General features: G+C 67.2%; 25 protein-coding genes and 1 tRNA gene. 8 read left to right on the top strand and 18 right to left on the bottom strand.

Annotated elements, in window-relative coordinates; translation table 11 throughout:
• Nucleotides 1-233: 233 nt before the first annotated feature.
• The 6 genes from AU198_RS07410 to fadD1 all read right to left on the bottom strand — a co-directional run bounded on the left by AU198_RS07410 (nt 234) and on the right by fadD1 (nt 6,218).
• A complete protein-coding gene (locus tag AU198_RS07410) occupies nt 234-1,451 on the bottom strand; it encodes a glycosyltransferase family 4 protein (RefSeq protein ID WP_197416045.1) in 1,218 nt (405 codons plus the stop codon).
• A 2-nt stretch (nt 1,452-1,453) separates the two neighbouring features.
• Nucleotides 1,454-2,107 (bottom strand): L-threonylcarbamoyladenylate synthase, encoded by a 654-nt coding sequence (locus AU198_RS07405; RefSeq protein ID WP_064347112.1) that lies wholly within the window; start codon nt 2,105-2,107, stop codon nt 1,454-1,456.
• Nucleotides 2,104-2,985, bottom strand: coding sequence for a peptide chain release factor N(5)-glutamine methyltransferase (prmC, locus tag AU198_RS07400; RefSeq protein ID WP_064347110.1), 882 nt, complete (start codon nt 2,983-2,985; stop codon nt 2,104-2,106). Before prmC ends, AU198_RS07405 begins: the two co-directional genes overlap by 4 nt.
• Complete coding sequence (gene prfA, locus AU198_RS07395) at nt 2,982-4,073, bottom strand: peptide chain release factor 1 (protein WP_064347108.1); 1,092 nt, start codon at nt 4,071-4,073, stop codon at nt 2,982-2,984. The genes prmC and prfA overlap by 4 nt, the downstream gene beginning before the upstream one ends.
• A gap of 87 nt (nt 4,074-4,160) precedes the next feature.
• Nucleotides 4,161-4,388 (bottom strand): 50S ribosomal protein L31, encoded by a 228-nt coding sequence (gene rpmE, locus AU198_RS07390; RefSeq protein WP_064347106.1) that lies wholly within the window; start codon nt 4,386-4,388, stop codon nt 4,161-4,163.
• 261 nt (nt 4,389-4,649) lie between these two features.
• Complete coding sequence (gene fadD1 / locus AU198_RS07385; protein WP_064347103.1) at nt 4,650-6,218, bottom strand: fatty-acid--CoA ligase FadD1; 1,569 nt, start codon at nt 6,216-6,218, stop codon at nt 4,650-4,652.
• Between the two features lie 101 nt (nt 6,219-6,319).
• Here fadD1 and AU198_RS07380 point away from each other — a divergent pair, with 101 nt between their 5' ends.
• Nucleotides 6,320-6,925, top strand: a complete 606-nt coding sequence (locus AU198_RS07380; RefSeq protein ID WP_064347102.1) for a TetR/AcrR family transcriptional regulator — start codon at nt 6,320-6,322, stop codon at nt 6,923-6,925.
• 3 nt (nt 6,926-6,928) lie between these two features.
• Here AU198_RS07380 and AU198_RS07375 read toward each other — a convergent pair whose 3' ends face one another.
• Nucleotides 6,929-7,519: a maleylpyruvate isomerase family mycothiol-dependent enzyme gene (locus tag AU198_RS07375; protein WP_064347100.1), complete on the bottom strand. Its 591-nt coding sequence runs from the start codon at nt 7,517-7,519 to the stop codon at nt 6,929-6,931.
• Between the two features lie 72 nt (nt 7,520-7,591).
• On the opposite strand from AU198_RS07375, the gene AU198_RS07370 reads away from it, so the two are divergent.
• The gene (locus AU198_RS07370; protein ID WP_197416049.1) at nt 7,592-8,017 is read left to right on the top strand and encodes a MarR family transcriptional regulator; all 426 of its coding nucleotides are present in this window, start codon (nt 7,592-7,594) and stop codon (nt 8,015-8,017) included.
• Between the two features lie 10 nt (nt 8,018-8,027).
• Here the strand turns inward: AU198_RS07370 and rho are convergent, their stop codons facing one another.
• The 6 genes from rho to argS form a co-directional block, all read right to left on the bottom strand.
• Nucleotides 8,028-9,956: a transcription termination factor Rho gene (gene rho / locus AU198_RS07365; RefSeq protein WP_064347095.1), complete on the bottom strand. Its 1,929-nt coding sequence runs from the start codon at nt 9,954-9,956 to the stop codon at nt 8,028-8,030.
• Nucleotides 9,957-10,252: 296 nt separating this feature from the next.
• Complete coding sequence (gene thrB, locus AU198_RS07360) at nt 10,253-11,197, bottom strand: homoserine kinase (RefSeq protein ID WP_064347094.1); 945 nt, start codon at nt 11,195-11,197, stop codon at nt 10,253-10,255.
• Nucleotides 11,198-11,200: 3 nt separating this feature from the next.
• Complete coding sequence (thrC, locus tag AU198_RS07355; RefSeq protein ID WP_064347091.1) at nt 11,201-12,283, bottom strand: threonine synthase; 1,083 nt, start codon at nt 12,281-12,283, stop codon at nt 11,201-11,203.
• Entirely contained in the window at nt 12,280-13,605 is a 1,326-nt protein-coding gene (locus AU198_RS07350) for a homoserine dehydrogenase (protein WP_064347089.1), read from the bottom strand. Before AU198_RS07350 ends, thrC begins: the two co-directional genes overlap by 4 nt.
• A gap of 2 nt (nt 13,606-13,607) precedes the next feature.
• Nucleotides 13,608-14,987 (bottom strand): diaminopimelate decarboxylase, encoded by a 1,380-nt coding sequence (gene lysA / locus AU198_RS07345; RefSeq protein ID WP_197416048.1) that lies wholly within the window; start codon nt 14,985-14,987, stop codon nt 13,608-13,610.
• A gap of 35 nt (nt 14,988-15,022) precedes the next feature.
• On the bottom strand, nt 15,023-16,675 hold the full coding sequence (argS, locus tag AU198_RS07340; RefSeq protein ID WP_064347086.1) for an arginine--tRNA ligase: 1,653 nt from the start codon (nt 16,673-16,675) through the stop codon (nt 15,023-15,025).
• 102 nt (nt 16,676-16,777) lie between these two features.
• On the opposite strand from argS, the gene AU198_RS07335 reads away from it, so the two are divergent.
• Nucleotides 16,778-16,853, top strand: a tRNA-Arg gene (locus AU198_RS07335).
• 201 nt (nt 16,854-17,054) lie between these two features.
• Complete coding sequence (locus AU198_RS07330; protein ID WP_064347085.1) at nt 17,055-19,040, top strand: SpoIIE family protein phosphatase; 1,986 nt, start codon at nt 17,055-17,057, stop codon at nt 19,038-19,040.
• Between the two features lie 107 nt (nt 19,041-19,147).
• Here the strand turns inward: AU198_RS07330 and AU198_RS07325 are convergent, their stop codons facing one another.
• Nucleotides 19,148-19,615, bottom strand: a complete 468-nt coding sequence (locus AU198_RS07325; RefSeq protein ID WP_064347171.1) for an ArsI/CadI family heavy metal resistance metalloenzyme — start codon at nt 19,613-19,615, stop codon at nt 19,148-19,150.
• Between the two features lie 98 nt (nt 19,616-19,713).
• On the opposite strand from AU198_RS07325, the gene AU198_RS07320 reads away from it, so the two are divergent.
• A complete protein-coding gene (locus AU198_RS07320; RefSeq protein ID WP_064347083.1) occupies nt 19,714-20,073 on the top strand; it encodes an Rv2640c family ArsR-like transcriptional regulator in 360 nt (119 codons plus the stop codon).
• Between the two features lie 100 nt (nt 20,074-20,173).
• Nucleotides 20,174-20,452 carry a DUF2510 domain-containing protein gene (locus AU198_RS07315; RefSeq protein WP_064347082.1) on the top strand — a complete coding sequence of 93 codons (279 nt, stop codon included), beginning with the start codon at nt 20,174-20,176 and terminating at the stop codon, nt 20,450-20,452.
• Between the two features lie 18 nt (nt 20,453-20,470).
• Here the strand turns inward: AU198_RS07315 and AU198_RS07310 are convergent, their stop codons facing one another.
• Nucleotides 20,471-21,361 (bottom strand): SDR family NAD(P)-dependent oxidoreductase, encoded by an 891-nt coding sequence (locus tag AU198_RS07310; RefSeq protein ID WP_064347081.1) that lies wholly within the window; start codon nt 21,359-21,361, stop codon nt 20,471-20,473.
• Nucleotides 21,362-21,437: 76 nt separating this feature from the next.
• On the opposite strand from AU198_RS07310, the gene AU198_RS07305 reads away from it, so the two are divergent.
• A complete protein-coding gene (locus tag AU198_RS07305) occupies nt 21,438-21,881 on the top strand; it encodes a nuclear transport factor 2 family protein (protein ID WP_064347079.1) in 444 nt (147 codons plus the stop codon).
• 13 nt (nt 21,882-21,894) lie between these two features.
• Here AU198_RS07305 and AU198_RS07300 read toward each other — a convergent pair whose 3' ends face one another.
• Nucleotides 21,895-22,149 (bottom strand): hypothetical protein, encoded by a 255-nt coding sequence (locus tag AU198_RS07300; protein WP_064347169.1) that lies wholly within the window; start codon nt 22,147-22,149, stop codon nt 21,895-21,897.
• 136 nt (nt 22,150-22,285) lie between these two features.
• Nucleotides 22,286-23,170: an LLM class flavin-dependent oxidoreductase gene (locus AU198_RS07295; protein WP_064347077.1), complete on the bottom strand. Its 885-nt coding sequence runs from the start codon at nt 23,168-23,170 to the stop codon at nt 22,286-22,288.
• A gap of 47 nt (nt 23,171-23,217) precedes the next feature.
• Here AU198_RS07295 and AU198_RS07290 point away from each other — a divergent pair, with 47 nt between their 5' ends.
• Nucleotides 23,218-23,637, top strand: a complete 420-nt coding sequence (locus AU198_RS07290; RefSeq protein WP_064347075.1) for a VOC family protein — start codon at nt 23,218-23,220, stop codon at nt 23,635-23,637.
• 4 nt (nt 23,638-23,641) lie between these two features.
• Here the strand turns inward: AU198_RS07290 and AU198_RS07285 are convergent, their stop codons facing one another.
• On the bottom strand, nt 23,642-24,670 hold the full coding sequence (locus tag AU198_RS07285; protein WP_064347073.1) for a nitronate monooxygenase: 1,029 nt from the start codon (nt 24,668-24,670) through the stop codon (nt 23,642-23,644).
• Nucleotides 24,671-24,690: the final 20 nt, after the last annotated feature.

Below are 24,690 nucleotides of genomic sequence, written 5' to 3'. Positions count from 1 at the left end.
TCACCTCAATCCGCGGTTCACGGTGGTTGCCCCGATGATTTGCGTGCGTGGCTTCCTGAGCGTATCGGAGGGCATTTGGCTCGCTGGAATCACCCACGGGGCAGCTCCCTTTGTCGGTCGTGGTTCCGTTCCGATCGGTGGTCTACCGATGGCCCGGGGGCCGGCAACCCGCGAGGTTATTTCGGGTTCTGAATGCACCCTAACACATGGTGGGAGGCATAAAAGAGGGTCTACTACTTTTCGTCGTACATCGGCTGGAATTGGCCGTTCCGCCGACGGAGAAGAGGGATCAAAGTGACGACGACGGCGACCAGAATTGCGGCCAGCATGACGGCTCCGCTGTAGCGCGGATCGAAGAAGATGGTGCTGGCCGCGCCGAAGCACACGATGCTCACCCACAGATAGATCACCAGGACCACGCGCCGGTGCGAATGGCCGATCTGGAGCAACCGGTGATGTAGGTGCATCTTGTCCGGTGTCGTGAAGTGGACGCCGGCCCGGGTGCGCCGGATGATCGCCAGCAGGGTGTCCAGGGCGGGCACGAACATCACCGCGACCACGAGCAGGAACGGCGACAGCAGCGCGAAGACGTCACGCACCCCGTACGCCGTCTGCGAGATGGGACCGGCGGCCGTGGTCGCCGCCGCCGCGAGCATCAGGCCGATCAGCATCGACCCGGAGTCGCCCATGAAGATCTTGGCGGGGTGGAAGTTGTGCGGCAGGAATCCGAGGCACACCCCGGCCAGCACCACGGAGATCACCGCGGGCGGATAGAACAGGACGTCGCCGCCGTGGTCGCGTAGCAGCCCCACCGAGAAGATGCAGATTGCCGACGCGGTGATCAGCCCGAGGCCGGCCGCGAGCCCGTCGAGACCGTCGATGAAGTTCATCGCGTTGACGATCGAGACCGTCAGCGCCAGCGTCAGCAGAATCGACGACACCTGATCCAGGACGATGGTGCCGACGCCGCCGATCGGAATGTAGAGCACGCTCCACGCCACCCCCATCGTGACGAGCACACTGGCCGCGGTGATCTGGCCGGCGAACTTCGTCAGGGAATCCAAGCCCCAACGGTCGTCGATCAGGCCGACGACCATGATCAGCCCCCCGGCGACGACGACCGCGGGCATGCCCGTCGAATAGACGAACCCCCGCGTCAGGGCCGGGAGTTGGGAGGCCAGCAGGACCGCGAACGCGACGCCGATGTACATCGCGAGCCCACCCATCCGCGGAATGGGTTGCGCGTGCACGTCTCGGTCGCGCGGGATCGCGACGGCCCCGAAGCGACGCGCCAGAACCCTGACCCATCCGGTCGCGAAGTAGGTGATGATTGCCGCCGTCAGCCCGACCAGCGCGAGCTCCCGGATCGGTACGCCCGCACCGCGATCGTTGAGAGCCAGCAGCGTGTCGGTGGCATAGACCACCGGTGAACCGTACTGCACGAAAGCCAATCTCAGTCCGTCAAAGTCGTCGGCTCGACACCGAGCACGGTCGCGATCGCCTCGACACCGACCGGGCCTTCGCGCAGCACGCGCGGGTGCGCGCCGGTGAGGTCGACGATCGTCGAGGCCGCCTGCCGCTCGGATGGTCCGGCCTCCAGATACACCTCGACTTGCTCGCCCAATTGTTCGCGCGCCGCTTCCGCGGTGACGGCCGGGGGGCGTCCGGAGACGTTGGCACTCGAGACCGCCATCGGCCCGACTGCTCGCAGCAGTTCGATGGCCACCGGGTGCAACGGCATACGCAACATCACGGTCCCGTGCGCGTCGCCGAGGTCCCAATGCAGCGACGGCGCCTGGCGTACCACCAGGCTCAGCGCGCCCGGCCAGAAGGCGCGGATCAGTTCGCGTGCGCTGGTGGGCACGTTGTACACCAGGCCTTCGATCGTGTGCCATGAGCCGACGAGGACGGGCACCGGCATATCGCGGCCGCGCCCTTTGGCGGCGAGCAGGGCGGCGACGGCTTCTCCGTCGAATGCGTCGGCGCCGACGCCGTACACGGTGTCCGTCGGCAACACGACCAGCCGGCCGCCCTTGAGCGCGCTGATCGCCGACGCGACTCCGGTGTCACGCTGGTCGGCGTCCGAGCAGTCGAACAACTGACTCATGCCGCGGATCCTCCTTCGGGGGTCCTTCGGGCGGTCACGAACCGCGGCCGCCCGGCGAGATCGCGCCGCGCGGTGATGTCGTCGAAACGCGTTGATCGGCTCAAACACTCAACGGTGCGTTCCGAGGTCGTGTCGTCGTGTTCGACGGCCACGAGCCCGCCGGTGCGCAGCCACCGACCCGCGAGACCGGAGATCGCCTCGATCACCCGCATCCCGTCTGGGCCGCCGAACAATGCGTGCGCCGGATCGTGTTCGGCCACTTCGGGTTCGAGCTGCGCACCGTTGGGAATGTAGGGCGGGTTCGCGACGACGAGGTCGACCGACCCGTCGAGTTCGGGCAGCAGTGCAGGTTCGGTCACGTCGGCGTGGACGATCTCGACGGCCGTGCCCGCAAGATTACGTCGCGCGTATTCGAGCGCCGGTTCGGAGTCGTCGACGGCGATGATGCGCGCGTCGGGCCGGCCCTTCGACAGCGTGAGTGCCAGCGCACCGCTCCCCGTGCACAGGTCGACGATCACTGGGGCGTCGGGCAACCGTTGTGCCAGAGCCCATTCCAGCAGGGCTTCGGTTTCGGGGCGCGGGATGAACACGCCGGGGCCGACGTGCACGTCGACCGGCCCGAAGGCGGCGGTGCCAACCAGGTGCTGCAGCGGGATGCGCTGGGCGCGCCGCGCGATGAGGCTGTCGTATCGTTCGGCGAATTCGGGGTCGGCCTCGGCGAACCGGAGAAGGCCCCGGTCCACCCCCAACACGTGCGCGGCCAGCAGTTCGGCGTCGACGCGCGGTGCCGCGACGCCCGCTTCGGCCAGCGCCGTCGCAGCGGCGTCGATCGTCTGGCTCAGCGGGGTGGGTGCCGGCGCCGGGCTGGGCCGGATCATGTGGCCTGCAGTCTCGCCTGCTTGTCGGCGGCGGCCAGCGCGTCGAACAGGTCGTCGAGCTCGCCGTCGAGCACCTGGTCGAGGTTGTGCGCCTTGAAGTTGATCCGGTGATCGGCGATCCGGTTCTCCGGGAAGTTGTAGGTGCGGATGCGTTCGCTGCGGTCGACGGTGCGGATTTGGCTGGCGCGGTCGGCCGAGGCGTCTGCCTGCGCCTGCTCCTCGGCCACCGCCTGCAACCGCGCGGCGAGCACCTGCATCGCACGGGCCTTGTTCTGCAGCTGCGACCGCTCGTTCTGACAGGTGACCACGATGCCCGTGGGCAGGTGGGTGATGCGCACGGCGGAGTCGGTGGTGTTGACGCCCTGGCCGCCCTTGCCCGACGACCGGTAGACGTCGACGCGCAGATCCGATTCGTCGATCTGCACCTCTTCGACCTCTTCGGGCTCGGGATAGACGAGCACCCCGGCCGCGGAGGTGTGCACGCGGCCCTGGGACTCGGTGACGGGGACCCGCTGTACGCGATGCACGCCGCCTTCGAATTTCAGCCGCGACCACACGCCGTCGGCGGAGTCGCCTTTGCTGCGGATCGAGAGTGTGGCGTCCTTGTAGCCGCCGAGGTCGGAGAAGGTCTCGTCGAGCACGGTGACGGTCCAACCGTGGCGCTCGGCGTAGCGGATGTACATGCGGGCGAGGTCGGCGGCGAATAGCGCGGATTCCTCGCCGCCCTCCCCCGACTTGACCTCGAGGACGATGTCGTCGGCGTCGTGCGGGTCGCGGGGCGCCAGCAGGTCGGTCAGCTGGGTGTCGAGTTGCTCGACGGTGGCCACCAGCTCGTCGACCTCGGCCGCGAACGACGGATCGTCGGCCGCCAGTTCCCGTGCCGCCTCCAGGTCACCGCGGGCGGCCTCGAGCTTGCGATACGTCGCGACGATCGGCGACACCTGCGCGAAGCGTCTGCCCACCTTGCGGGCGCGAGCGGCGTCGGCATGCAGGTCCGGATCGCTGAGTTGGCGTTCGAGGTCGGCATGCTCGGCCAGCAGCGTGTCGATCGCGCCTCCGGGCTGAGCCGGGGATTCAGCGCGAGCCATGTCGACCTCCTCTCCGTGGCTACTCGCGAACGCAAACCGGCGCCCGGCCTGGCCGCTGATGCGGCAGATCGGGCGCCGGAACGGAAGCTACTTGTCGGCAGCCTTGTCCTTGCGCTTGCCGTAGCGCTTCTCGAAGCGCGCCACCCGGCCGCCGCTGTCGAGGATCTTCTGCTTGCCGGTGTAGAAGGGATGGCACTGCGAGCAGACCTCGACGTGGATCTGTCCGCTCTGCTTGGTGCTCCGCGTGGTGAACGTGTTGCCGCAACCGCAGTGCACTGTGGTCTCTACATAATCGGGGTGAATACCCGTTTTCATGGTGTCCTCTTCGATCGTGCCCCGGGTCGCCCCTCCGTGCTGGAGGTGACGGGCGTGAACCGGAACTTCAGGGTCGGCGGTCCATTATGCCAGCTAGGGCCGCCAAGTGCCTAAACGCGTGCGCACCGGGCGGTATTCCGCTTCCGCCTCGACCGTCGCGCTATTCCACCTCCGGGCCGAACGTGGGTTACCCGCACGCGGCGCGGCGGTTTGGCGTGACATAACCCCACACTCGCGGCTAGACGGCTAGACGGCTCGCGGCTAGACAGGTTGGAACCTGCTGCCGTCACGCCGCCACAGCGTCCTGCCGTCGGGTGTGACGCCTCGCGCGACGAGCTCACGCTTGACAATCTTGTTGGTCGCGGTGCTGGGCAGGTCGTCGGCGACCCACACGTAGCGCGGCCAGGCCTTCGGCGAGAGGTCTCGCTGTGCCGCCAGGAACTGCTCGAACGTCTGCGGATCGAGTTCGGCGTCGTCCTGCAGCACCAGGGCGGCCATCACCTGGTCGCCGACAAGCTCGTCGGGCACCGGATAGACCGCGACGCGGTTGACCGCCGGCAGCCGCAGCAGGATCCGCTCGATGGGCGCGGTCGCGAGGTTCTCGCCGTCAACCCGCATCCAGTCGGCGGTGCGTCCGGCCAGGTAGATGTAGCCGTCGGCGTCGCGGTACGCCAGATCCCCCGACCAGTACATGCCGTGGCGCATCCGCTCGTCGGTGGCGTCCGGGTCGTTGTAGTAGCCGCGAAACAGGCCGCTGCCGTCGGTGTTGACGAGTTCGCCGATCGCCACGTCGGCGTTGGTCAACGCGCCGTTTTCGTCGAACTCCGCCACCGGGCATTCGGTGACCGTGTCGCTGTTGTAGATCGCCACGCCTGGAAAGCCTTGTCCGATGGAGCCTTTCGGCGTGTCGGGGGTGCGGGTGATGATCACGGCGTTCTCGGTCGAACCGAAGCCGTCGTCGACGGTGACGTCGAAGCGCCGGCTGAACTGCTCGATGTCGCGGTCGGTGGCCTCGTTGCCGAATGCGACGCGCAGCGGGTTGTCGCGATCGTCGGGCTGCTCGGGAGTGGCCAGAACGTAGGCCAGCGGTTTGCCCACATAGTTCATGTAAGTCACGCGGTGGCGTCGGATGTCGGCCAGGAACCTGGACGCCGAGAACTTGGCGGGCACCATCGCGGCCCCGGCGACGAGCGCAGGCGCCCATCCGCCCACCACGGCGTTCGAATGGAACATCGGCATCGAGAGGTAGCAGACGTCGTTCTCGGTGAGTTCGAACCTCTCGGCCAGGGCGTTGCCGGCGAACAGCACCATGAGGTTGGCAACCTGGACGGCCTTGGGGTCACCGCTGGTGCCGGAGGTGAAGATCATCATGAACGTGTCGTCGACGGCGGCTTCGCGGTGCGGAATGAATGTCGTCGCGGTGGCCAGGAAGTCCGTCCATGCGGTGCTCGATGTGTCCAGCACCGTGACCCCCGACAGGTCCAGACCGTCGAGCAGCGCACGGTGTTCGGCGTCGGTGATCAGGAACTGACAGTGCACCTTGGTCACGTCGCGTGCCAGGGCCTCCCCGCGGCGCGTGGTGTTGATACCGCACACGACATAGCCCCCGAGGCCGGCCGCCGCGAGCGCGATCAGCATGTCGGGAGTGTTGCCGAGCAAGACCCCGACGTGCAGGGGACGGTCCGCGTCGGCGGCGCCGATGAGCGCGGCGGCCTGCGTCTTGGCCTCGGCGACGTATTGGCGGTAGGTCCAGGTGCGGTCCCCGTGCCGGATGGCGACGGTGTCGCGGTCGGCGCGCTCGTTGAGCAGCTGCTGGAGCGTGTCCGCCATGGCTCACCTTCCGACAGTGAACAGATTCGCGATTCTGTCTACCATGACACAATGCCCCGATCGGCCCACTCGAGGGCGAGGTTAACGGAGGAGCCCACCTGGTGACGAGCGGCGCCGCCACCAAGACCGTCCGCGATCGACTGATCGACGCGGCCGAGGTCTGCCTGCGCGCCAAGGGAATCCGCTCGACCACCGTGTCCGAGGTGGCCGAGGTGGCGGGCGTCTCCCGCGGCTGGCTGTACCGCCACTTCCCCGACAAGGTCTCACTGCTGGGCGCGGCGATCGTGCGGCTCAATGAGGCCTACTGGTCCGAGGCGCACGAGATGCTCGAGCGCGTCGAGGGCCTGGACCGACAGATCGCCGCCGGAGTCCTGCACGGGCGCACGGCCTACGACGACCCCGGCACCCTTTTGATGAAGCTGCGCGTCGACGAGCCGGACGAGTTCGCCGCGTGCGCGGGCGCCGGTGTGCAGGGACTGGTGCCCGACCTGGCCGACTTCTGGTCGCGCTACCTGGTCGCCGCACGCGAGTCGGCCGAGATCCACCCCGACACCAATATCGCCGAAGCGTCGGAATGGCTTGCCCGCGTGCTGATTTCGCTTGCCACCGTACCCGGCAGAACGCTTGATCCCAGCGACGGCGACGCGGTGCTGCGCCACCTACGCCGCTATGTCATGCCAGGACTGCGAGCCGACCCGGGCGCGTGATCTCTACGCGACGTCGATGGTGATCGCGGGCCGACCGACGAGCGTCATGAGGATGTCGCGGATCGGCGCCTCGACTCGTCGACCCTCGCCGGCCTGGAACTCGGCGTCCGTCGCGGCGAGTTGTACGCCGTCAAAGCGTCGCTGCGCCTTGAACGGAAAACCCATTGCCCACACCCGTTCGGCCGCCGCCACCGCCGCGTCGACGGGCATGGGACGGTCGATCCCGAGTGGCACGGCGATGTCCTGGGTGTGCACCAAAACATCCGTCAACGGGTCGAGTTCGGCGGTGCCCGGCGGACGCTTACGCGACCCGCGCATGGCGCGCAGCGCCGCTGTCAGCTCGGCAGGAGATCGCTTGTCCTGCACCGCTACTCGGTAGATCATCGCGTTGAACCGGAAGCCGGACCGCAGCAGTTCGAACAGCAACCTCGGCGTACCGGATGCGGAGTGCGTGATGTGCGCGGCCACGTGGCGAACGGTCCACCCCTCGCACAGGCTCGGCGTCGACCATTGTTCGGGCTCTAGGCCGTCCAGCATGTCGGCAAGGCTCGCACGCTGCTCATCGATATGCCGCCATATCGTGTCGGAGTCCACGACAGCCCCTTTAGTCAGGTTTCCTGACCAAATGTAGTCAGGTAATCGTACTAACGTCAACGTGTGACCGAGATGCCGAACGTCGCCACGCTCATGTTCATCGGACACCGCGCCGTCGAGACACGCGTCATGGAGGCATTGGCTGGCGCCGGCGCCGACGACATCACTGCGGCACAGAGTCGGCTGATGCAACGCCTCGATCCGCGCGGGATGCGGCTCACCGATCTCGCCGAGCAGGCACGCGTCACCAAGCAGACGGCCGGTGCGCTGGTCGACCAACTGGAACGCTCGGGTTACGTGTTGCGCTCCCCCGATCCAACCGATGCACGGGCCCGGCTGGTGACATTGAGCGACAAGGGCATGGCGGCGTGCAGGACCGCGGGCGCCGAGGTCGCCAAGGTCGAGGACGAGTGGCGACGTTACCTCGGTGACCGCCGGTTTCGGCAGCTACGCGAAGCGTTGACGGCGCTGCGCGAGATCACCGACCCGTATCGATGAATGGTTTCAGTTAGTCGGCGTCCATCGAGCCCGGGGCGGTCTTGGAGACCTGCACCAGGAACTCGTAGTTGTTCTTGGTCTTGCGCAGCTGGCTCATCAACAGGTCGATGGCCTGGTGCGGATCCAGCCCCGACAGCACGCGACGCAGCTTGTGCACGATCGCGAACTCGTCCGGCGAGAGCAGCAGCTCGTCCTTGCGGGTGCCGGACGGGTTGACGTCGACGGCCGGGAAGACGCGTCGCTCGGCGATCTTGCGGTCGAGCTTGAGCTCGGCGTTACCGGTGCCCTTGAACTCCTCGAAGATCACCGTGTCGCCGGTCGACCCGGTCTCCACCATTGCGGTGGCGACGATGGTCAGCGAGCCGCCCTCTTCGATGTTTCGGGCCGCGCCGAGGAACCGCTTCGGCGGATACAGCGCGGTCGAGTCGACACCACCGGACAGGATGCGACCCGAGGCCGGCGACGCGTTGTTGTACGCGCGGCCGAGGCGGGTGATCGAGTCCAGCAGCACGACAACGTCCTTACCCTGCTCGACGAGCCGCTTGGCCCGCTCGATCGCCAGCTCGGCGGCCTGGGTGTGATCGGACGGCGGCCGGTCGAACGTCGAGGCGATGACCTCGCCCTTGACCGAGCGCTGCATGTCGGTCACCTCTTCCGGACGCTCGTCGACGAGCACCACCATCAGGTGGCATTCCGGATTGTTGGTGGTGATCGCGTTGGCGATGTCCTGGAGGATCGTGGTCTTACCGGCCTTGGGCGGCGACACGATCAGCGCGCGCTGACCCTTGCCGATCGGCATGATCAGGTCGATGACGCGGGTGGTCAGCTTCTCGGTGTTGGTCTCCAGGCGCAGCCGCTGATTCGGGTAGAGCGGCGTGAGCTTGTTGAACTCGGGCCGCTTCTTGGCCTCCTCCACCGGCTTGCCGTTGACGGTGTCCAGGCGCACCAGCGGATTGAACTTCTGCCGCGGGTTCTTGTCGCCGCCTTCTCCATCTCGGGGCACCCGCACGGCACCGGTCACGGCGTCACCGCGGCGCAAGCCGTTCTTGCGCACCATGTTCATCGAGACGTACACGTCGTTCGGGCCGGCCAGATAACCGGAGGTGCGGACAAACGCGTAGTTGTCGAGGACGTCGAGGATGCCGGCGACAGGCTGAACGACGTCGTCCTCACGCAGTTCGGTGTCGCGGTCACCGCCGCCGCCGTCACCGCCACCGCGCTCACGGCGCCTGCGGTCCCGGAACCGGCGACCGCGACGACCGCCTCGGCCCTCGCCGTCGTCGTCGTTGTTGTTGCCGCCGCCGCGGTTCTGACCGCCCTGCTGGTCGCCGCCCTGCTGCTGATCGCCGTCGGACTTGGTATCCGACTTGTTGGACTGGTCGCTCTTGTTGGACTGGTCGCTCTGGCGATCGCCGGTCTTGGTAGCGGCGTTGTCCGGCTGGTCGCCCGAAGCGTCGGGTGCGCCGGTTCCACGCGACGCGCCACGCCGCTCACGGCGGCGGGGCTGTTGCTCGGCGTCGGTGTTGGAACCGCTGTCGTCGCTCTGGGTGCCCGACTCGGCGTTCGGAGCATCCTTGGCGGGTTCGGTGGTCTTGGCCTCGCTGGTCGCGGGAGCCTCACCGCCGGCGGATGCCTTTCCGCGGCCGTTCGAGTCGCCGCGCCGCTCACGGATGGCGGCGACCAGTTCGCCCTTGCGCATACCGGATGCGCCCTCGACGCCGATTTCCTTGGCCAAGGCACGCAGTTCGGGCAGCACCATGGTCGAGAGGGAGCCGCCGCGGTTGCCGGAAGCGACCTCGGCGGTCGGTGCTGTTTCCGCGGTCGGCGTCGCGTTCGGCGCGTCCGCCGCCGCAGAAGTTGAGGTTTCTGAACTCACGGCGTTTGGCAGCTCACCGTTTTCGCTGCTGCCCCCAGCCGTGATCAGGTCCGTTTCAGTCACGGATGTCCTTTCTTTCCCTCGCAGAACGAGTCGTGCGGGGATTCGGTGCGATCAGTCGAACCACTGAACGCGTGGGCCCCACCATTGCCCCTGCAACGGTGATGGCCGGGCCTCGCCGGTATTCGGCGAACCGTCAATCCACGAGTAGACCACGGGGAAAATGGGTGGTGTCCTAGTGTCGGCGCAGGTAGAGACGCTGCGATTGCCTGACGACAGCGAGAATATCCCGCATCGGGACGGGAAGCAAGAAAGACATGGGTGTCGTGTTGCTCCTGTGATTCCTGTTTTGGCCGCGGTCAGCGTCGTACTGCCGCGCCCGACGTCCACTTGGCGCCGTCACCGATGGTCATGGCTTTGACGGTGAACCCGTTCGCGGTGCCGTACTCGAGAGCCTCTGCGGGCAACTCCGCTGACGTGCACAGAGCAAGCACCGAAGGACCCGCTCCCGAGAGCACCGCTGCTATGCCACAACGTCGCAGGACATCCAGGTATTCCGCGGAAGCCGGCATCGCCGACGCCCGTTGCGGCTGATGCAGGACATCCTCCGTCGCCGGCATCAACAGGTCGGGCCGTTCTGTCAATGCGACCACCATCAGAGCGGCCCTGCTCACGTTGAAGCGCGCGTCGGCATGGCTGACCTTCTCCGGCAGGAGCACGCGCGTCTCGGCGGTCGACGAGCGTTCGTCCGGTATCGCGACGAACAGCCGGATGTCGGGGTGCACCCGGATCGGCGCGACCTCGAATCGGGTCCCCGACTCATGCTCTTCGGTCCAGGACACCACGCCACCGCCCAGCACGGCCGCCGATGCGTTATCGGGGTGCCCTTCGAACTCCGAGGACAACTGGATGAGGTCGTGCTCCGAGAGAATCTCCGAAGACATCTGCGCCGCAAGGCCGTTGACCACCGAGAGTCCGCTGACCACCGCAGCTGCCGACGACCCAAGGCCGCGCGAGTGCGGAATGTCGTTGCGGCATCGCACCGTCATGCCGGCAGCGCTGATGTTCAGCGCCTGGAGCCCTCGCCGGATGGCCCGAACCACGAGATGGGTGTCATCCAGCGGCACCTGACCTTCGCCCTCGCCTTCGACCTCGACCGTCAAGCCGGAATCCGTTGTCTCTACGACGATCTCGTCGTAGAGGCCCAGCGCGATGCCCAGACTGTCGAAACCGGGGCCGAGGTTCGCGCTGGATGCCGCCACCACGGAGGTGGCGCTCAGTCCCGACGGCAGTACGCGTGTCACCGGCTATCCAAGCCCCAGCTGCTCGACGACGGCCACCGGATCGACGGGGACCGCGATCACCGACGGCATGCCCTTCAACGCGGTGTCCGGGTCCTTGAGCCCGTTGCCGGTCACCGTGCACACGACCGTCGAACCCTTGGCCACCCAACCGTCTTCGACCGATTTGAGCAGACCGGCGATGCTGGCCGCGGATGCGGGCTCGACGAACACGCCCTCGCTGCTGGCGACCAGGTGGTAGGCCTCGAGGATCTCTTCATCGGTGGCGGCCAGGAATCGACCGTCGGACTGCTGCGCGGCCGCCACGGCGGTGGTCCACGACGCAGGCGAGCCGATTCGGATGGCCGTCGCGATGGTTTCCGGATTCTTGACCGGTTCCCCGTGCACCAGCGGCGCCGCACCGGCCGCCTGTGTGCCGAGCATGCGGGGAAGACGGTCCGAGACGCCGTCGCTGTGGTACTCGGTGTAGCCCTTCCAGTATGCGGTGATGTTGCCGGCATTGCCCACCGGCAGCGAGTGCACATCGGGCGCCACGCCCAGCGCGTCGACGATCTCGAAGGCTGCGGTCTTCTGCCCTTCGATGCGGTACGGGTTGACGGAGTTGACCAGCGATATGGTCGGGAAATCGGCGGTCAGCTTACGCGCGAGTTCCAGGCAGTCGTCGAAGTTGCCATCGACCTGGATGATCTTGGCACCGTGCATGACGGCCTGGGCCAGCTTGCCCATTGCGATCTTGCCCTGTGGCACGAGCACTGCGCAGGTGATCCCGGCCCTGGCCGCATAGGCCGCTGCCGATGCCGACGTGTTGCCCGTGGATGCGCAAAGGACCGCCTGCTGGCCCCGCGCCACGGCCTCGGTCACCGCCATGGTCATGCCGCGGTCCTTGAACGAGCCGGTCGGGTTGAGCCCCTCGACCTTGAGATGCACTGTGCAGCCGGTGAGTTCGGACAGGCGCTGCGCGGGGAGCAGCGGAGTACCACCCTCACGCAGGGTGATCGGCGTCCAGCTTTCGTCGACCGACAGCCGGTCGCGGTACGCGGCGATCAGCCCGGGCCAAGGCTGGTGAACGGTCTGCGCGGAGGCGCTCATTCGGTGGTTCCTTCCATGCGCAGCACGCTGTTGATGCTCTGTACGACATCGAGGTCGGCCAACGCCGCCACGGTCTCCGAGAGCGCTGCGTCCGTGGCCTGATGGGTCACAACCACGATGCGGGCACCGCAGCGCTGACCGTCTTCGTCGACCATGCCCTCCTGACGCACCTCGGCGATACTGACATCACGTTCACCGAACTCGGCCGCCACAGCGGACAACACGCCTGCTCGATCCGCGACGTTCATGTTCACGTAGTAACGAGTCGGGATGAAGCCAATCGGGGCGATCGGCAGCTTGGCGTACTTCGATTCGCGCGGGCCGCGGCCGCCCTGCACACGGTTGCGAGCCGCCATCACGAGATCACCCATCACCGCAGAGGCAGTGGGTGTCCCGCCGGCCCCCTGCCCGTAAAACATCAGGCGACCGGCGGCTTCTGCCTCGACCACGACCGCGTTGAACGCTCCGTTGACGGCGGCCAGCGGATGGTCCAGCGGCACCAGGGCGGGGTACACCCGCGCCGAAACCCGTTGCTGTCCCTCGTCGCTGGTGAGCCGCTCGCAGATGGCCAGGAGCTTGATCGTGCACCCGAGCGCCTTGGCGGATTCGAAGTCGGCGCTGCTGACCTTGGTGATGCCTTCGCGGTACACATCGTTGGAGCTGACCCGCGTGTGGAAGGCGATCGAGGCCAGGATCGCCGCCTTCGCCGCGGCGTCGTATCCCTCGACATCGGCGGTCGGGTCAGCCTCGGCGTAACCGAGGGCGCTCGCGTCGGCCAGCGCGCTGGCGTAATCGGCGCCCGTGCTGTCCATCTCGGAGAGGATGTAGTTGGTGGTGCCGTTGACGATGCCCGCTACTCGGACGACCGAGTCCCCCGCCAGGGACTGGGTCAGGGGACGGATGACGGGGATCGCACCGGCGACGGAAGCCTCGAAATATAGGTCAGCACGAGCGTTCTCGGCCGCCTGAGCCAATTCCCCGGTGGAGACGGCCATCAGCGCCTTATTGGCGGTGACGACAGACTTGCCCTGCTCCAAGGCGGTAAGGATCGCTTTGCGCGCGGGTTCCACGGGCCCCATCAACTCGACGACGATGTCGACATCGTCGCGCGAGACGAGTTCCTCGACGTTGTCGGTGAGCTTGTCCACCGAGATACCGCGGTCGTCGGCCACGCGACGGACGCCGACGCCGCGCAGTACCAACGGCGCACCGATGCGTGCGGCCAGGTCGTCGGCGCTCTCCTCGATGATGCGCACCACCTGGCTACCGACGTTCCCAAACCCGAGAACCGCTACGCCGATGGGCTTTTCAGAGTCAGTCATCGTTACCTCACTTCCAGACTCAGCAGATCGTCGACCGTCTCCCGGCGCAGGATCAGGCGGGCTCCCCCGTCGCGCACGGCCACAACGGCGGGACGGCCGATCAGGTTGTAACGGCTCGACATGGAGTAGCAGTAGGCGCCGGTCGCCGCGACTCCCAACAAGTCGCCGGGCCGGATGTCATCGGGCACCCACGTGTCACGGACGACGATATCGCCGCTTTCACAGTGCTTTCCGACGATACGGCCGATCGCCGGCGCGGCGTCGGTGTGCCGTGATATCAGCCGTGCGTCGTATTCGGCGCCGTAGAGCGATGTGCGTATGTTGTCGCTCATACCGCCGTCCACGCTGACGTAGCGGCGGTGTGCGGTCGGGCTCACGGCGACATCCTTGACGGTGCCGACCTCGTAGAGCGTGATGGTTCCGGGCCCTGCGATGGCTCGGCCCGGCTCGACCACCAACCGCGGAGCCGGAAGCCCGACGGCAGCCGACTCGTCGCGCACGATCGCGGTCAGCTTGGCCGCCAGGTCGGCGACCGGAGGCGGATCGTCCTGGGGCAGATACGAGATGCCGAGTCCGCCGCCCAGATCGACGATCGACATCTGCGAGGTCTTGTCGACGCCGAACTCGGCGACCACGTCGCGAAGGAATCCGATAACCCGGTGCGCGGCGATCTCGAAGCCCGCGACGTCGAAGATCTGAGAGCCGATGTGGCTGTGCAGGCCCTTGAGACGCAGGTGATCGGTCTGGAACACCCGGCGGACAGCGTCCATGGCGGCGCCCGAAGCCAGGGAGAGTCCGAACTTCTGGTCCTCGTGCGCGGTGGAGATGAACTCGTGGGTGTGCGCTTCGACGCCGACCGTGACGCGGACCAGCACGTCCTGGACCACGCCTGCGGCACCGGCGATCTGGTCAAGCCGGTCGATCTCGACCATCGAGTCGACCACCACGTGTTCGATACCGGCCTTGACGGCCGCCGTCAGCTCGGCAACCGATTTGTTGTTGCCGTGCAACGCAATCCGTTCGGCGGGAAATCCACCGGCCAGCGCGACGGCCATCTCTCCCCCGCTGGCCACGTCGAGCGAAAGGCCTTCTTCGGCGATCCAGCGGGCGACTTCGGTGCACATGAACGCCTTGGCGGCGTAGCGGACGTTCTCACCCCCGCCGAACGCCGCGGCGATCTCACGACAACGCGTCCGGAAGTCGTCCTCGTCCACCACGAAGGTCGGCGTCCCGAACTCCGCGGCGATGTCGGTGACGGGCACACCGCCGATCGACACCACGCCGTCGTCATCGCGAACGGTGCTGCGCGGCCACACGTTGGGCGCCAACAGCAGGAGTTCGGACGGAGACTGTGGGCGCGGCGGAGCACCACCGTGGTGGATCTCTTCGGCGTGCCGGGGCCCGGCGGGATGGGCGATCACATGCGCTCCGGAGCGGCGACGCCGAGGATGCCGAGACCGTTCGCAATCACCTGACGGGTGGCCTGACACAGCGCCAGGCGCGCGCCGTGCAGTTCGTTGGGCGTCTCGTCGCCTTGCGGCAGGACTCGACAGGAGTCGTAGAAGCGGTGGTAGTCCCCGGCCAGATCCTCGAGATACCGCGAGACACGGTGAGGTTCGCGCAGTGCCGCAGCCATTTTGAGCACTCGGGGGAACTCGCCGATGTTGCGGATCAGCGTGCCTTCCTTGTCGTGGTTGAGCAGATGCAGGTTCCCGGCGTCGGGCACCACACCGAGTTCAGCGGCGTTGCGGGCCAGGGCCGAAAGGCGCGCATGCGCGTATTGCACGTAGTAGACCGGGTTTTCGTTGGACGCCGAGGACCACAGCTCGAGGTCGATGTCGATCGGGCTGTCGACCGAGGACCGGATCAGCGAGTAGCGGGCGGCGTCGACGCCGATCGCCTCGACCAAGTCGTCGAGGGTGATCACGGTGCCCGCCCGCTTGCTCATTCGGACCGGTTGACCGTCGCGCACCAGGTTGACCATCTGACCGATGAGCACCTCGACGGTGGCCGGGTCCTCCCCCAGCGCGGCGGCCACCGCCTTGAGCCGGGCGATGTAGCCGTGATGATCGGCGCCGAGCATGTAGATGCACAGGTCGAATCCGCGTTCGCGCTTGTCCAGGTAGTAGGCGATGTCGGCGGCGACGTAGGCCGGCGCACCATCACTCTTGATGACGACGCGGTCCTTGTCGTCGCCGTAATCGGTTGTGCGCAGCCAGGTTGCGCCGTCCTTCTCGTAGATGCTGCCCGCGTCGCGGAGCCGCGCGATGGCCTGCTCGACGCGTCCGGAGGTGTGCATCGAGTCTTCGTGGGTGTAGACGTCGAAGTCGGTGCCGAAGTCGTGCAGGGACTGTTTGATGTGGGCGAACATCAGGTCTACCCCGATGGCGCGAAACGTCTCGCGCATCTCGTCTTCGGGCAGGCCCAGCGCATCGGGCTCCTTGGTGAGCACCTGCGCGGCGATGTCCTTGATGTAGTCGCCCGCGTAGCCGTCCTCGGGGGTCGGTTCGCCCTTGGCCGCGGCGATCAGGGAGTTGGTGAACCGGTCGATCTGGGCGCCGTGGTCGTTGAAGTAGTACTCGCGGGTGACCGCGGCGCCTTGGGTCGACAGCAGCCGGCCGAGGGCGTCGCCGACGGCGGCCCAGCGTGTGCCGCCGATGTGGATCGGCCCGGTGGGATTGGCGGAGACGAACTCGAGGTTGATGTTGAGTCCTGCGAGCGCCTCGGAGTGACCGTAGGCCGCGCCGGCGGTCAGCACGTCGGTGACGATGACGTTCTGCGCTGACGCTTCAAGGCGCAGGTTGACGAAGCCGGGTCCGGCGACGTCCGCGGCGGCGATGCCGGCGGTGTCGGTCAGGGCGGCGGCCAGCCAGCCGGCTAGTTCCCGCGGGTTGGCGCCGACCTTCTTGCCCAGCTGAAGGGCGAGGTTGGTGGCATAGTCGCCGTGCTCGGGGTTGCGTGGACGTTCGACGGTGACGGTGTCCGGCAGCGCTGACGCGTCGAGCCCATGCTGGGCCAGCACCGCGGCGGCGGTGGTCTTGAGCAGGTCGGCCAGGTCGGCGGGGGTCACGGGGGTCCATCCTATGGTCTCGGGTGGTCAGGCCCCGAATCCGTTTCCGATGAGTCGAATGCGTTACGCTGTCGAAGCCCATTGGCGCTGTTTTACTCACGCGCCCCCGTAGCTCAGGGGATAGAGCGTCTGCCTCCGGAGCAGAAGGCCGCAGGTTCGAATCCTGCCGGGGGCACCACTCCAAAACGTCCGCCGCCCACGGCGATAGGCCGATGCGGCCGATACCGCGGAACTCGATCGCGGCGCCCTCCTGATGTTCCCATCTCGGCGTCTGCGCCGGCCTCCACAGGTCCCGGACCCGCCGGTTAGCTGGCCGGTCAGCACCGACCAGCTTGATGAGTCCCCAGTATTCCCTCGATCAGCGTGGAAGCATGTGGCTGTGAGCGCTGTACAGGATTCATCCGAAGATCAGCAAGTTCGCTCGACCAAGGCGGACGCCATCTTCATCGTCGGTTGCCTGTTGGCGGTTCTCGTCGTCGGCTGGCTGTCCCTGGTCACGCAGCCGACCGCGCTGGCGTCCACGGCGTGGTGGCCGGTCGCCGGCATCGCCGTCGGATTGGGGATCCGCTTCCCCCGGCGGTATGTCTGGCCCCTTGCTGCGGCGGTCGCGGCGATCACCTTCCCTCTGCTGTTGTGGGCCGGGCGACCCACCGCCCTGGCCGTGGCGTTGGCGGTGACCGTCGGACTCGAGATGGTGGTCGCGACCGTCATCCTGCGCGGCCGTCAGGACTCTCTGCCGGTACTGGCCGCCCCGCGTGACCTGGGTCGACTGCTAATCGCGGTCGCCGCATCAACCGTCATCTACGACCTGGTCGGGACGGCCGCGACACTGCTGCTCGTCGATTCCTCCGAGGCGTGGTCGCGCCTGGTCACGTCGGCCCCCAAGCATGCCGCCGGAATGCTGCTGTTCGTTCCGCTGTTCATGCGCCTGCCCAGGAGGCCCCGCCAGGCCGGTCCGGTCGAGACGGTAGCGCAGGTGGTCGTCACCCTCGGCCTGGTCACCTTCGTGTTCGCGTTCAACCCCGGGATGCCGCTGTCGTTCCTCCCGTTCATGCCGCTTGTGTGGGTGGCGATGCGCCTGACGACCCGCGAGTTGATCGCGGTGATGCTGGCAATCGCGGTGATCGCATCCGCCGGCAGCACGTACAACACGGGACCCTTCGCGTTCAACCTCCTCGCACCGGATACGGGGAACCTCGTCCTGCAGGTTTTTGAACTGTCGATGGTCGTGGTGTTCCTGTCGCTCTCGCTCGCGGTGGGCCAGGAGCGGGCGACGGCGCAGCGCCTCAACGAGAGCGAGGAGTTGTTCCGGAAGATCTTCGACACCTCCGTCGCGGGGATGATGATCGCCGCCCGCGACGCGACCGGCTGGAATGTATTGCGCTCCAACGCCTCTGCGATCGACATCCTCCCCGGGCTCGCCGGCCGGTCGCCGCAGCTCCCCACGCTGCTCGGCGAGCAGGCCGCCGCCGCCCTGTCCGCTGAAGCCGACGCGCTCACCGAGGGCAACGCCCGCCTGACGCTGACCACGAGCAGCGAACAGGTCCTCAACTTCAGCATCGCGCTCATCGACGAGAACGACCACCGCAGGACGGTGGCTCTGCAGTTCTACGACATCACCGAGGCGATGCGAGCCCGACGGCTCGAACAGGAAGAGCTCGAACGCGCCGCCGAAGTGCAGCGGGCCCTGCTGCCGGGCCGGCTTCCCCATACCCCGGGCTGGAGTTCGGGTGCAGCCTCCGTCCCGGCCCGGCAGGTCGGCGGGGACTTCTACGACATCCGGGTCGATATTCCGCACGCGGTGTTGAGCCTCGGCGACGTGATGGGCAAGGGCATGGGCGCCGGGATGCTGGCGGCCGCCACTCGGGCAGCGTTGCGCGCCAACGACACCCGGCTCAGCCCGTCTGCCGCAGTCAGTCGCGTCGCAGACGTCATCGACCACGATCTGCAACGCACCAGCGCATTCGTCACGCTCACCTACGTGCTAGTCGACCTGGTCACCGGCGACTTCCGCTTCGCCGATGCCGGCCACGGTCTGCATTTCGTCGTGCGGACCGGCTCCAACGCGGTCGAACGCGCCGCGTCCAGCGATCTGCCGGTTGGCCTGGACAACGGTTGGGACGAGAAGCACGGCGCGCTGCAACCGGGTGACGCCATCCTTCTCGTCAGCGACGGGGTGATGGATCTGTGGGGCGGCTCGGTGGAGAAGCTCTCGGACGCCGTGGCCGAGTGCGCGCGGACGCACGGCACCAGTCCTCAAACGTTGGTCGACGCACTCTGCGCGCGGGCCAACGGCGATCTCGACCGCGATGACGTGACCGCCGTCGTCCTGCGACGCGAGCCTGTGCAGGCACAGATGAACTGATCACCCCATGAGGTCCCGTTCGTTGACCGACCACGCTCGGCGGTTACCTTCGACGCGAACGAGACCGGTGCGAAGAGCCGCCTGAAGTCGGGACCATCGAAGCCGGCTCAGCAGCAAGAAGCTGCCGGTTCGCCGTCCCGCGCTGTCGCTCCGCAGCACAGGTCGTCTTCGACGTCCGCATCATGACGCTGCGGGCTGCTGCCGAAGGTCTCGGAGTCAGCCAGGACGGTGTAGACCTCCCACTTTTCGCCGGCTGGGCCGGTGACCCAGACCTTGTCCTGTTTGGCGAAGCAACACGTCGTGCCGATCTCCTCGTCGGTGACTAGGCCCGCACCCGTCAGCCGCGCGATTTCGGCGTGGACCGTCTCGCTGGATTCCACCTCGACGCCGAGGTGGTTGATGGTTCCGCCTTCGCCGGGGTTCTCCAGCAGCACGAGCTTGAGGGGTGGCTCGGCGATGGCGAAGTTGGCGTATCCCTCTTTGAGCTTGGCGGGCTTTGTGTTGAACAGCTTCGAGTAGAACGTGACGGCCTCGTCGAGGTCGTCGACGTTGAGTGCCAGTTGAACGCGGGACATGGTGACCTCCATACCTGTGTGACATATATCGAACTTGCGACACGGCCGATACTGCCCACCTTTTTGATATATGTCAATATCTCTGGCATGCTGGATTCATGCCAAGAGCGCTGCCAATGGTCGACATCTCCGCCCCCGTGTGCTGCGAGCCGGTCGCAACGGGCCGACTCGACGACGACGACGCCCTGGGTATCGCGCTGCGCCTCAAGGCGCTGGCCGACCCCATGCGGGTCAAGTTGGTTTCGCTGCTGTTCAGTGCGGCGGAGGGCGAACTGTGCAGCGGGGATCTCGCGGCCGACGTCGGCCTGTCCGAGTCGACCGTGAGTCATCATCTGACGCAGCTGCGCAAGGCGGGCCTGGTGGAATCCGAGCGACGCGGCATGAACGTCTACCACCAGCCCAACCGCGACGCCTTGATCGCTTTGTGTCGGGTGCTCGATCCGAGCTGCTGCGCGTAGCCACGGCTCTATTCAGTACTCGGTCACGTTTGCTGCTCCACCCGCGAGGGTAGTCATCGCACACTGCCCGCGGTCGTCCTATTCGACGGGAGGAGTCGATATGGCGGACTTGACCAATCTCTTCGGTTCGCTTCAATCGATCATCTGGTTGTTGATCGTCATCCTCATCATCGCCGTGGTCATCTGGGCCGTGCGTATCGCGCTCGCCCCAAGGCCACGGTCGCACTCCGAACCGCCGGTGGTGCAGCAACCGATCGTGCAGCAGCCGGCGCCCTCTGGCGGTCTGGCGCCGGGCTGGTACCCGGACCAGAACGACCCCAACTCGATGCGCTATTTCGACGGCCGCACGTGGACGTCGCAAACCGAGCCCCGCCGCTGACCTTGCGGCCCACCCCGCTCAGATCGGCAGGCTCGTGCCGGTTTCCTTCTCGGCGAACTCCCAGAGCCTTCTGGCGTCGTCGTAATCGCAAGCGACGGCACCCCGGCCGCTCAACGTCGGCGCACCCTTCAAGCCGTACCTGCTGTCGATGCCGACATAGCTGCCGGGCGGAATCGGCTCGGTGATGCAGTAGAGCGTCGGTGCCGCACCCGCGTCGAGATCGTTGGCGAGCACCCGGGCCGCCGCCTTGACCACTGCGTGAAATGCGGCCATCGCCGGCTTCTCGGAGACGTTCGACAGATTCGACGCCACCCAGCCGGGGTGCGTCAGGAAGCTGGTGATCGGCGAGCCGGCCTCACGCAGCCGGCGGTCGAGTTCGAGGCCCCACAGCATCACGGCCAACTTCGAGCGGGCATACGCCGGGAACGCCGACCATTTGCTGGAGCGCAGATGCGGGTCGTCGAAGTTGATGCTCGCCGATCTGTGCGCATCCGAGCCCACGTTGATGATCTTCGAGCGCACCCGCCCGAAGAGCAGATTGGTCAACGCGAACGGTCCCAGGAAGTTAATGCCGAGCGTCGTCTCGAAGCCGTCCACAATTTGGCCACGGTTCTGCGCGACGAGCCCCGCGTTGTTGATGAGGATGTCGACGTCACCCTCGAGCAGATCGGGGAAGGCGTGCACCGACGACTGATCGGCCAGGTCGAGTTTGATCACCGTCGTTGCGCCGCCCATCTCAGCGGCTCGTTGTGCGCCCAAATCGGGGTTGCGCACCGCGAGGATCACCTGCGCGCCGGCACCGACCAGCGCGCGCGCCGTCGCCAGGCCGACTCCGTTGGTGGCCCCCGTGACGATGATCCGTTTTCCGCTCAGATTGCCGAGCCGACTCGGCGACCAATTCGTAGCCACCGTGTGAGGTTAGGCGATGCGGCCGAGCCTCCACCTTCGTTGACACCACGCATCGGCGCTGGTTGTCTTCTCGCCGATGAGCGACTCCGCCCGCGAGATCGAGAATCTCGTCTACGCCTACGCCGAGCGAATCGATTCCGGCGATTTCGACGGTGTCGGCGCACTGTTCACCTACGGTCGGATCCGCGCCGTCGAGAACGGGCCCCCGGACACGGTTTTCGAGGGTGCGACCCGGGTGCGGCAGATGTTCGAGATGGCGGTGCGTCTGTACGACGACGGCACTCCCAAGACCAAACACCTCACCACGAATGTGACGGTCCACGTCGACGAGGACGCCGGAACGGGCCGCGGTAGCGCCTACTACTGCGTCACACAGGCCACACCCGATCTGCCACTGCAGATCATCGTGACCGGCCGCTACCGCGACACCTTCCACCGCGTCGATGGCACATGGTGGTTCGACAGCCGCACCATGTTCGTCGACCAGGTCGGCGACACCAGCCACCACCTCAAGTTCTAGAGGCGGCCGACCTTCACCACTTCCACGGCTTGTTCCAGTGCCCTGGCGGCGGGACACCGGGTATGTGGGCGATATGTCCGGGCGGCGGCGGCTTCGGAACGTGGATGTGCACCGGCGGGACCTTCGGAACGTGGACATGCACCGGACCCGGCGGCTCCCACCACCAGTCGTCGTGGGCCATCGCCTGGCCCGCGCCCACACCGACGGACGCGAACGCGAACGCACCGGCCATCACGGCTGTGGTCGCGATCTTTTTCCTGACTGTCATCGTCATCGTGATTCCTCTCGGCTGTCTGCCCGCCGCCGCAACGGACGCTCGATAGTGCGTTCCAACGCGACCGGGCCCTCACGACTTCCCCGACGGTCCCATCCTGCCACTGCGGCGAGTACGCCCGCCAATCGCCCTACGCCGCGAATTCTTTGACGACGTCGGCGACCCTGCGCACCTGGTCGACATCCGAACTGGTTGGAATCAGATGAATCTCGTCGGTGCCGATGTCGCGGAACCGGCGCAAGACGTCGAGCAGCTCTCGTTCAGTGCCCGCCCAGCCGGTCGCAGGCGCCATCGCATCGACCACGTCGGCGGGGATCCAGTTCATGTAGCGCCGCAGATGCCGGTGTACCTGCTCGCGCGGTCGGTCACCCTCGCCGATCGCGAACCAGAACGACGTCGCCAGGTGCGGTGCGGGCTTACCGGCGTCGGCCCAGGCGGCGCGGGCCACATCGAACAGCTCGTTCTGCCTGTCGACGTCCAGATCGAGCGTCGTACCCGCCAGCCCGTCGGCCCACTGTGCGGCGCTGCGTACCGTCTTGGGTCCGATCGTGCCGACCACCAACCTCGGGCCGCCGGGCTGCAGTGGCGCCGGTCCGACGGGAAGAACGGATTCGGTGACCTTCTCGCCCGCCCAGACCCTGCGCATCACCGCGACGCGATCGGCCATCCCGCGCATGGTCTGGTCGGCCGGGTCCGCGCCGACGGCGCGGTAGTCCTCTTCCCTGCCGCCGACGCCGAGACCCACCGTCAATCGGCCGCCGCAGAGCATGTCGCCGGTGGCCAGCGCCTTGGCCAGCATCACGGGGTCGTGCAGCTGCGGGACCACCACGGTGGTCACCAAACGGACCCGATCCGTCCACGCGGCGAGCGCCCCGAGCAGTGTCAGCGAGTGCGGGTTGTCGAACGCGATGCGCTCCCCCCAGCACAGCGACGAGAAGGGTCCGCCGTCGATCACCCGAGCCCACGTCTGCAGCGTCTCGGCATCAAGGTCGGCTTCCATGACCGGCAGCGTCATCCCGATTTGCACGACGGCGATTCTGGCACGGCTGGCAGCATGGGGACATGGCGATCACCACGACGTCCGTCGCACACATCCGGCTGACCGTGACCGACATCGAGCGGTCGCGCGAGTTCTACGAGGCGGTGTTCGGCTGGAGCGTCTTCATCGAGCTTCCCGAGGGCGCCGACGCGGCAACCCGCCAGGCGCTCAGCTTTCTGTACGGCGGCGTCATCTACGACCTCGGTGGTGTGCTTGTGGGCTTGCGACCGGCGGCCATGAGCACCGACGCGTTCGACGAGAACCGCACGGGTCTCGACCACGTCGCGTTCCGGTTGACCAGCAAGGACGAACTCGACTCGGCGGAAAGTCATCTCGACTCTCTCGGGGTGGCACACGAGCCGATCAAGGACATCGGGCCGATGTACATCCTCGAATTCCGCGATCCGGACAACATCGCGTTGGAGTTGACCGCCCCGAAGTGACGCCTCAGGTGAGCCTGCTGATGATGTCGGCCACCGAACCCGGCGCGGCGGCGCGGAAACCAGTGCCCGCCCACACGTTCACCCCGTGCGGATCACCCGCGCGCACCGCCGCCGCCCGCAGCGGGCTGGTCAGGTAGTGCACTTCGGGGTATCCCAACGGCGCCTCGTGTTCGTGATCCTTGACGAACCGGTTCCGCAGACCCCGTGCGTAACGACCCGAGAACGCCTTCGTCACAACGGTTTCGGTGAACTCACCATCCTGCAACGCCGCACGGTGCACGGCGCTGCTGCCCGCCTCGTCGGCGAGCAGGAACGCGGTGCCCAGTTGTGCGGCCACCGCGCCCACGTGCCGGACCCGCGCGACGTCCTCGGCGGTCATGAGACCTCCCGCGGCGACGACGGGCACGTCGACGTTGGCCATCACCGATGCCAGCAGGTCGTCCAGCGGGACCTCTGACGGCCGGGCGGTCGGGTCGAAGGTGCCGCGGTGTCCTCCGGCGCCGGGACCCTGCGCGGCCACCGCATCGACACCGTGGGCGACCGCCTGCCGCGCCTCGGCGAGCGTGGTCACGGTGCCGACCGTGGTGATGCCGGCGGCGCGCAACCGCTGGATCTCCTCGGCGCTGGGCAGGCCGAAGGTGAACGACGCCACCGCGGGTCGCAGGTCGAGCAGGACGTCGAACTTGGCCGCCCAGGCGTCGTCGTCGAATCGGGGCTCACCGAGTCTCGCGCCGTAGCGTTCGGCGTCGCGGGTGAGCGCCTGCGCATAACGCGCGATGGCCTCGGGGTCGGCCGCGCTGGGTTGCGATGCGAACAGGTTGGCGCCCACCGGACCTGTTGTCAGGCGCTGCGCCGCACTGAGGCGTTCGCCGAACACCTCGGCGCTCAGGTAACCGGCGGCGATGAAACCCAGGCCGCCCGCATCTGTGCCGGCGGCGGCGAGTTCCGGGGTGGAGGGGCCACCGGCCATCGGGGCCACGACGACGGGATGTTCGAGGTCTGAGAAGTCGAACGTCACGGGTCCATCGTGCATCGTTGTCGGGTCGCCACCGC

The organism is Mycobacterium sp. GA-1199 (assembly GCF_001500045.1).
Classification (GTDB): domain Bacteria; phylum Actinomycetota; class Actinomycetes; order Mycobacteriales; family Mycobacteriaceae; genus Mycobacterium.
Note: the sequence above shows the minus strand (reverse complement) of the source record. Positions and strands in the feature narration are given on the sequence as shown.

What these genes read in the sequence shown, in the direction of transcription:
- AU198_RS07405 (WP_064347112.1), bottom strand. Translation starts at nt 2,107, where the DNA reads ATGAGTCAGTTGTTCGACTGCTCGGACGCCGACCAGCGTGACACCGGA.
- prmC (WP_064347110.1), bottom strand. Translation starts at nt 2,985, where the DNA reads ATGATCCGGCCCAGCCCGGCGCCGGCACCCACCCCGCTGAGCCAGACG.
- prfA (WP_064347108.1), bottom strand. Translation starts at nt 4,073, where the DNA reads ATGGCTCGCGCTGAATCCCCGGCTCAGCCCGGAGGCGCGATCGACACG.
- rpmE (WP_064347106.1), bottom strand. Translation starts at nt 4,388, where the DNA reads ATGAAAACGGGTATTCACCCCGATTATGTAGAGACCACAGTGCACTGC.
- fadD1 (WP_064347103.1), bottom strand. Translation starts at nt 6,218, where the DNA reads ATGGCGGACACGCTCCAGCAGCTGCTCAACGAGCGCGCCGACCGCGAC.
- AU198_RS07370 (WP_197416049.1), top strand. Translation starts at nt 7,592, where the DNA reads ATGCCGAACGTCGCCACGCTCATGTTCATCGGACACCGCGCCGTCGAG.
- thrC (WP_064347091.1), bottom strand. Translation starts at nt 12,283, where the DNA reads ATGAGCGCCTCCGCGCAGACCGTTCACCAGCCTTGGCCCGGGCTGATC.
- AU198_RS07350 (WP_064347089.1), bottom strand. Translation starts at nt 13,605, where the DNA reads ATGACTGACTCTGAAAAGCCCATCGGCGTAGCGGTTCTCGGGTTTGGG.
- AU198_RS07325 (WP_064347171.1), bottom strand. Translation starts at nt 19,615, where the DNA reads ATGTCCCGCGTTCAACTGGCACTCAACGTCGACGACCTCGACGAGGCC.
- AU198_RS07320 (WP_064347083.1), top strand. Translation starts at nt 19,714, where the DNA reads ATGCCAAGAGCGCTGCCAATGGTCGACATCTCCGCCCCCGTGTGCTGC.
- AU198_RS07315 (WP_064347082.1), top strand. Translation starts at nt 20,174, where the DNA reads ATGGCGGACTTGACCAATCTCTTCGGTTCGCTTCAATCGATCATCTGG.
- AU198_RS07305 (WP_064347079.1), top strand. Translation starts at nt 21,438, where the DNA reads ATGAGCGACTCCGCCCGCGAGATCGAGAATCTCGTCTACGCCTACGCC.
- AU198_RS07300 (WP_064347169.1), bottom strand. Translation starts at nt 22,149, where the DNA reads ATGACAGTCAGGAAAAAGATCGCGACCACAGCCGTGATGGCCGGTGCG.
- AU198_RS07295 (WP_064347077.1), bottom strand. Translation starts at nt 23,170, where the DNA reads ATGACGCTGCCGGTCATGGAAGCCGACCTTGATGCCGAGACGCTGCAG.
- AU198_RS07290 (WP_064347075.1), top strand. Translation starts at nt 23,218, where the DNA reads ATGGCGATCACCACGACGTCCGTCGCACACATCCGGCTGACCGTGACC.
- AU198_RS07285 (WP_064347073.1), bottom strand. Translation starts at nt 24,670, where the DNA reads ATGCACGATGGACCCGTGACGTTCGACTTCTCAGACCTCGAACATCCC.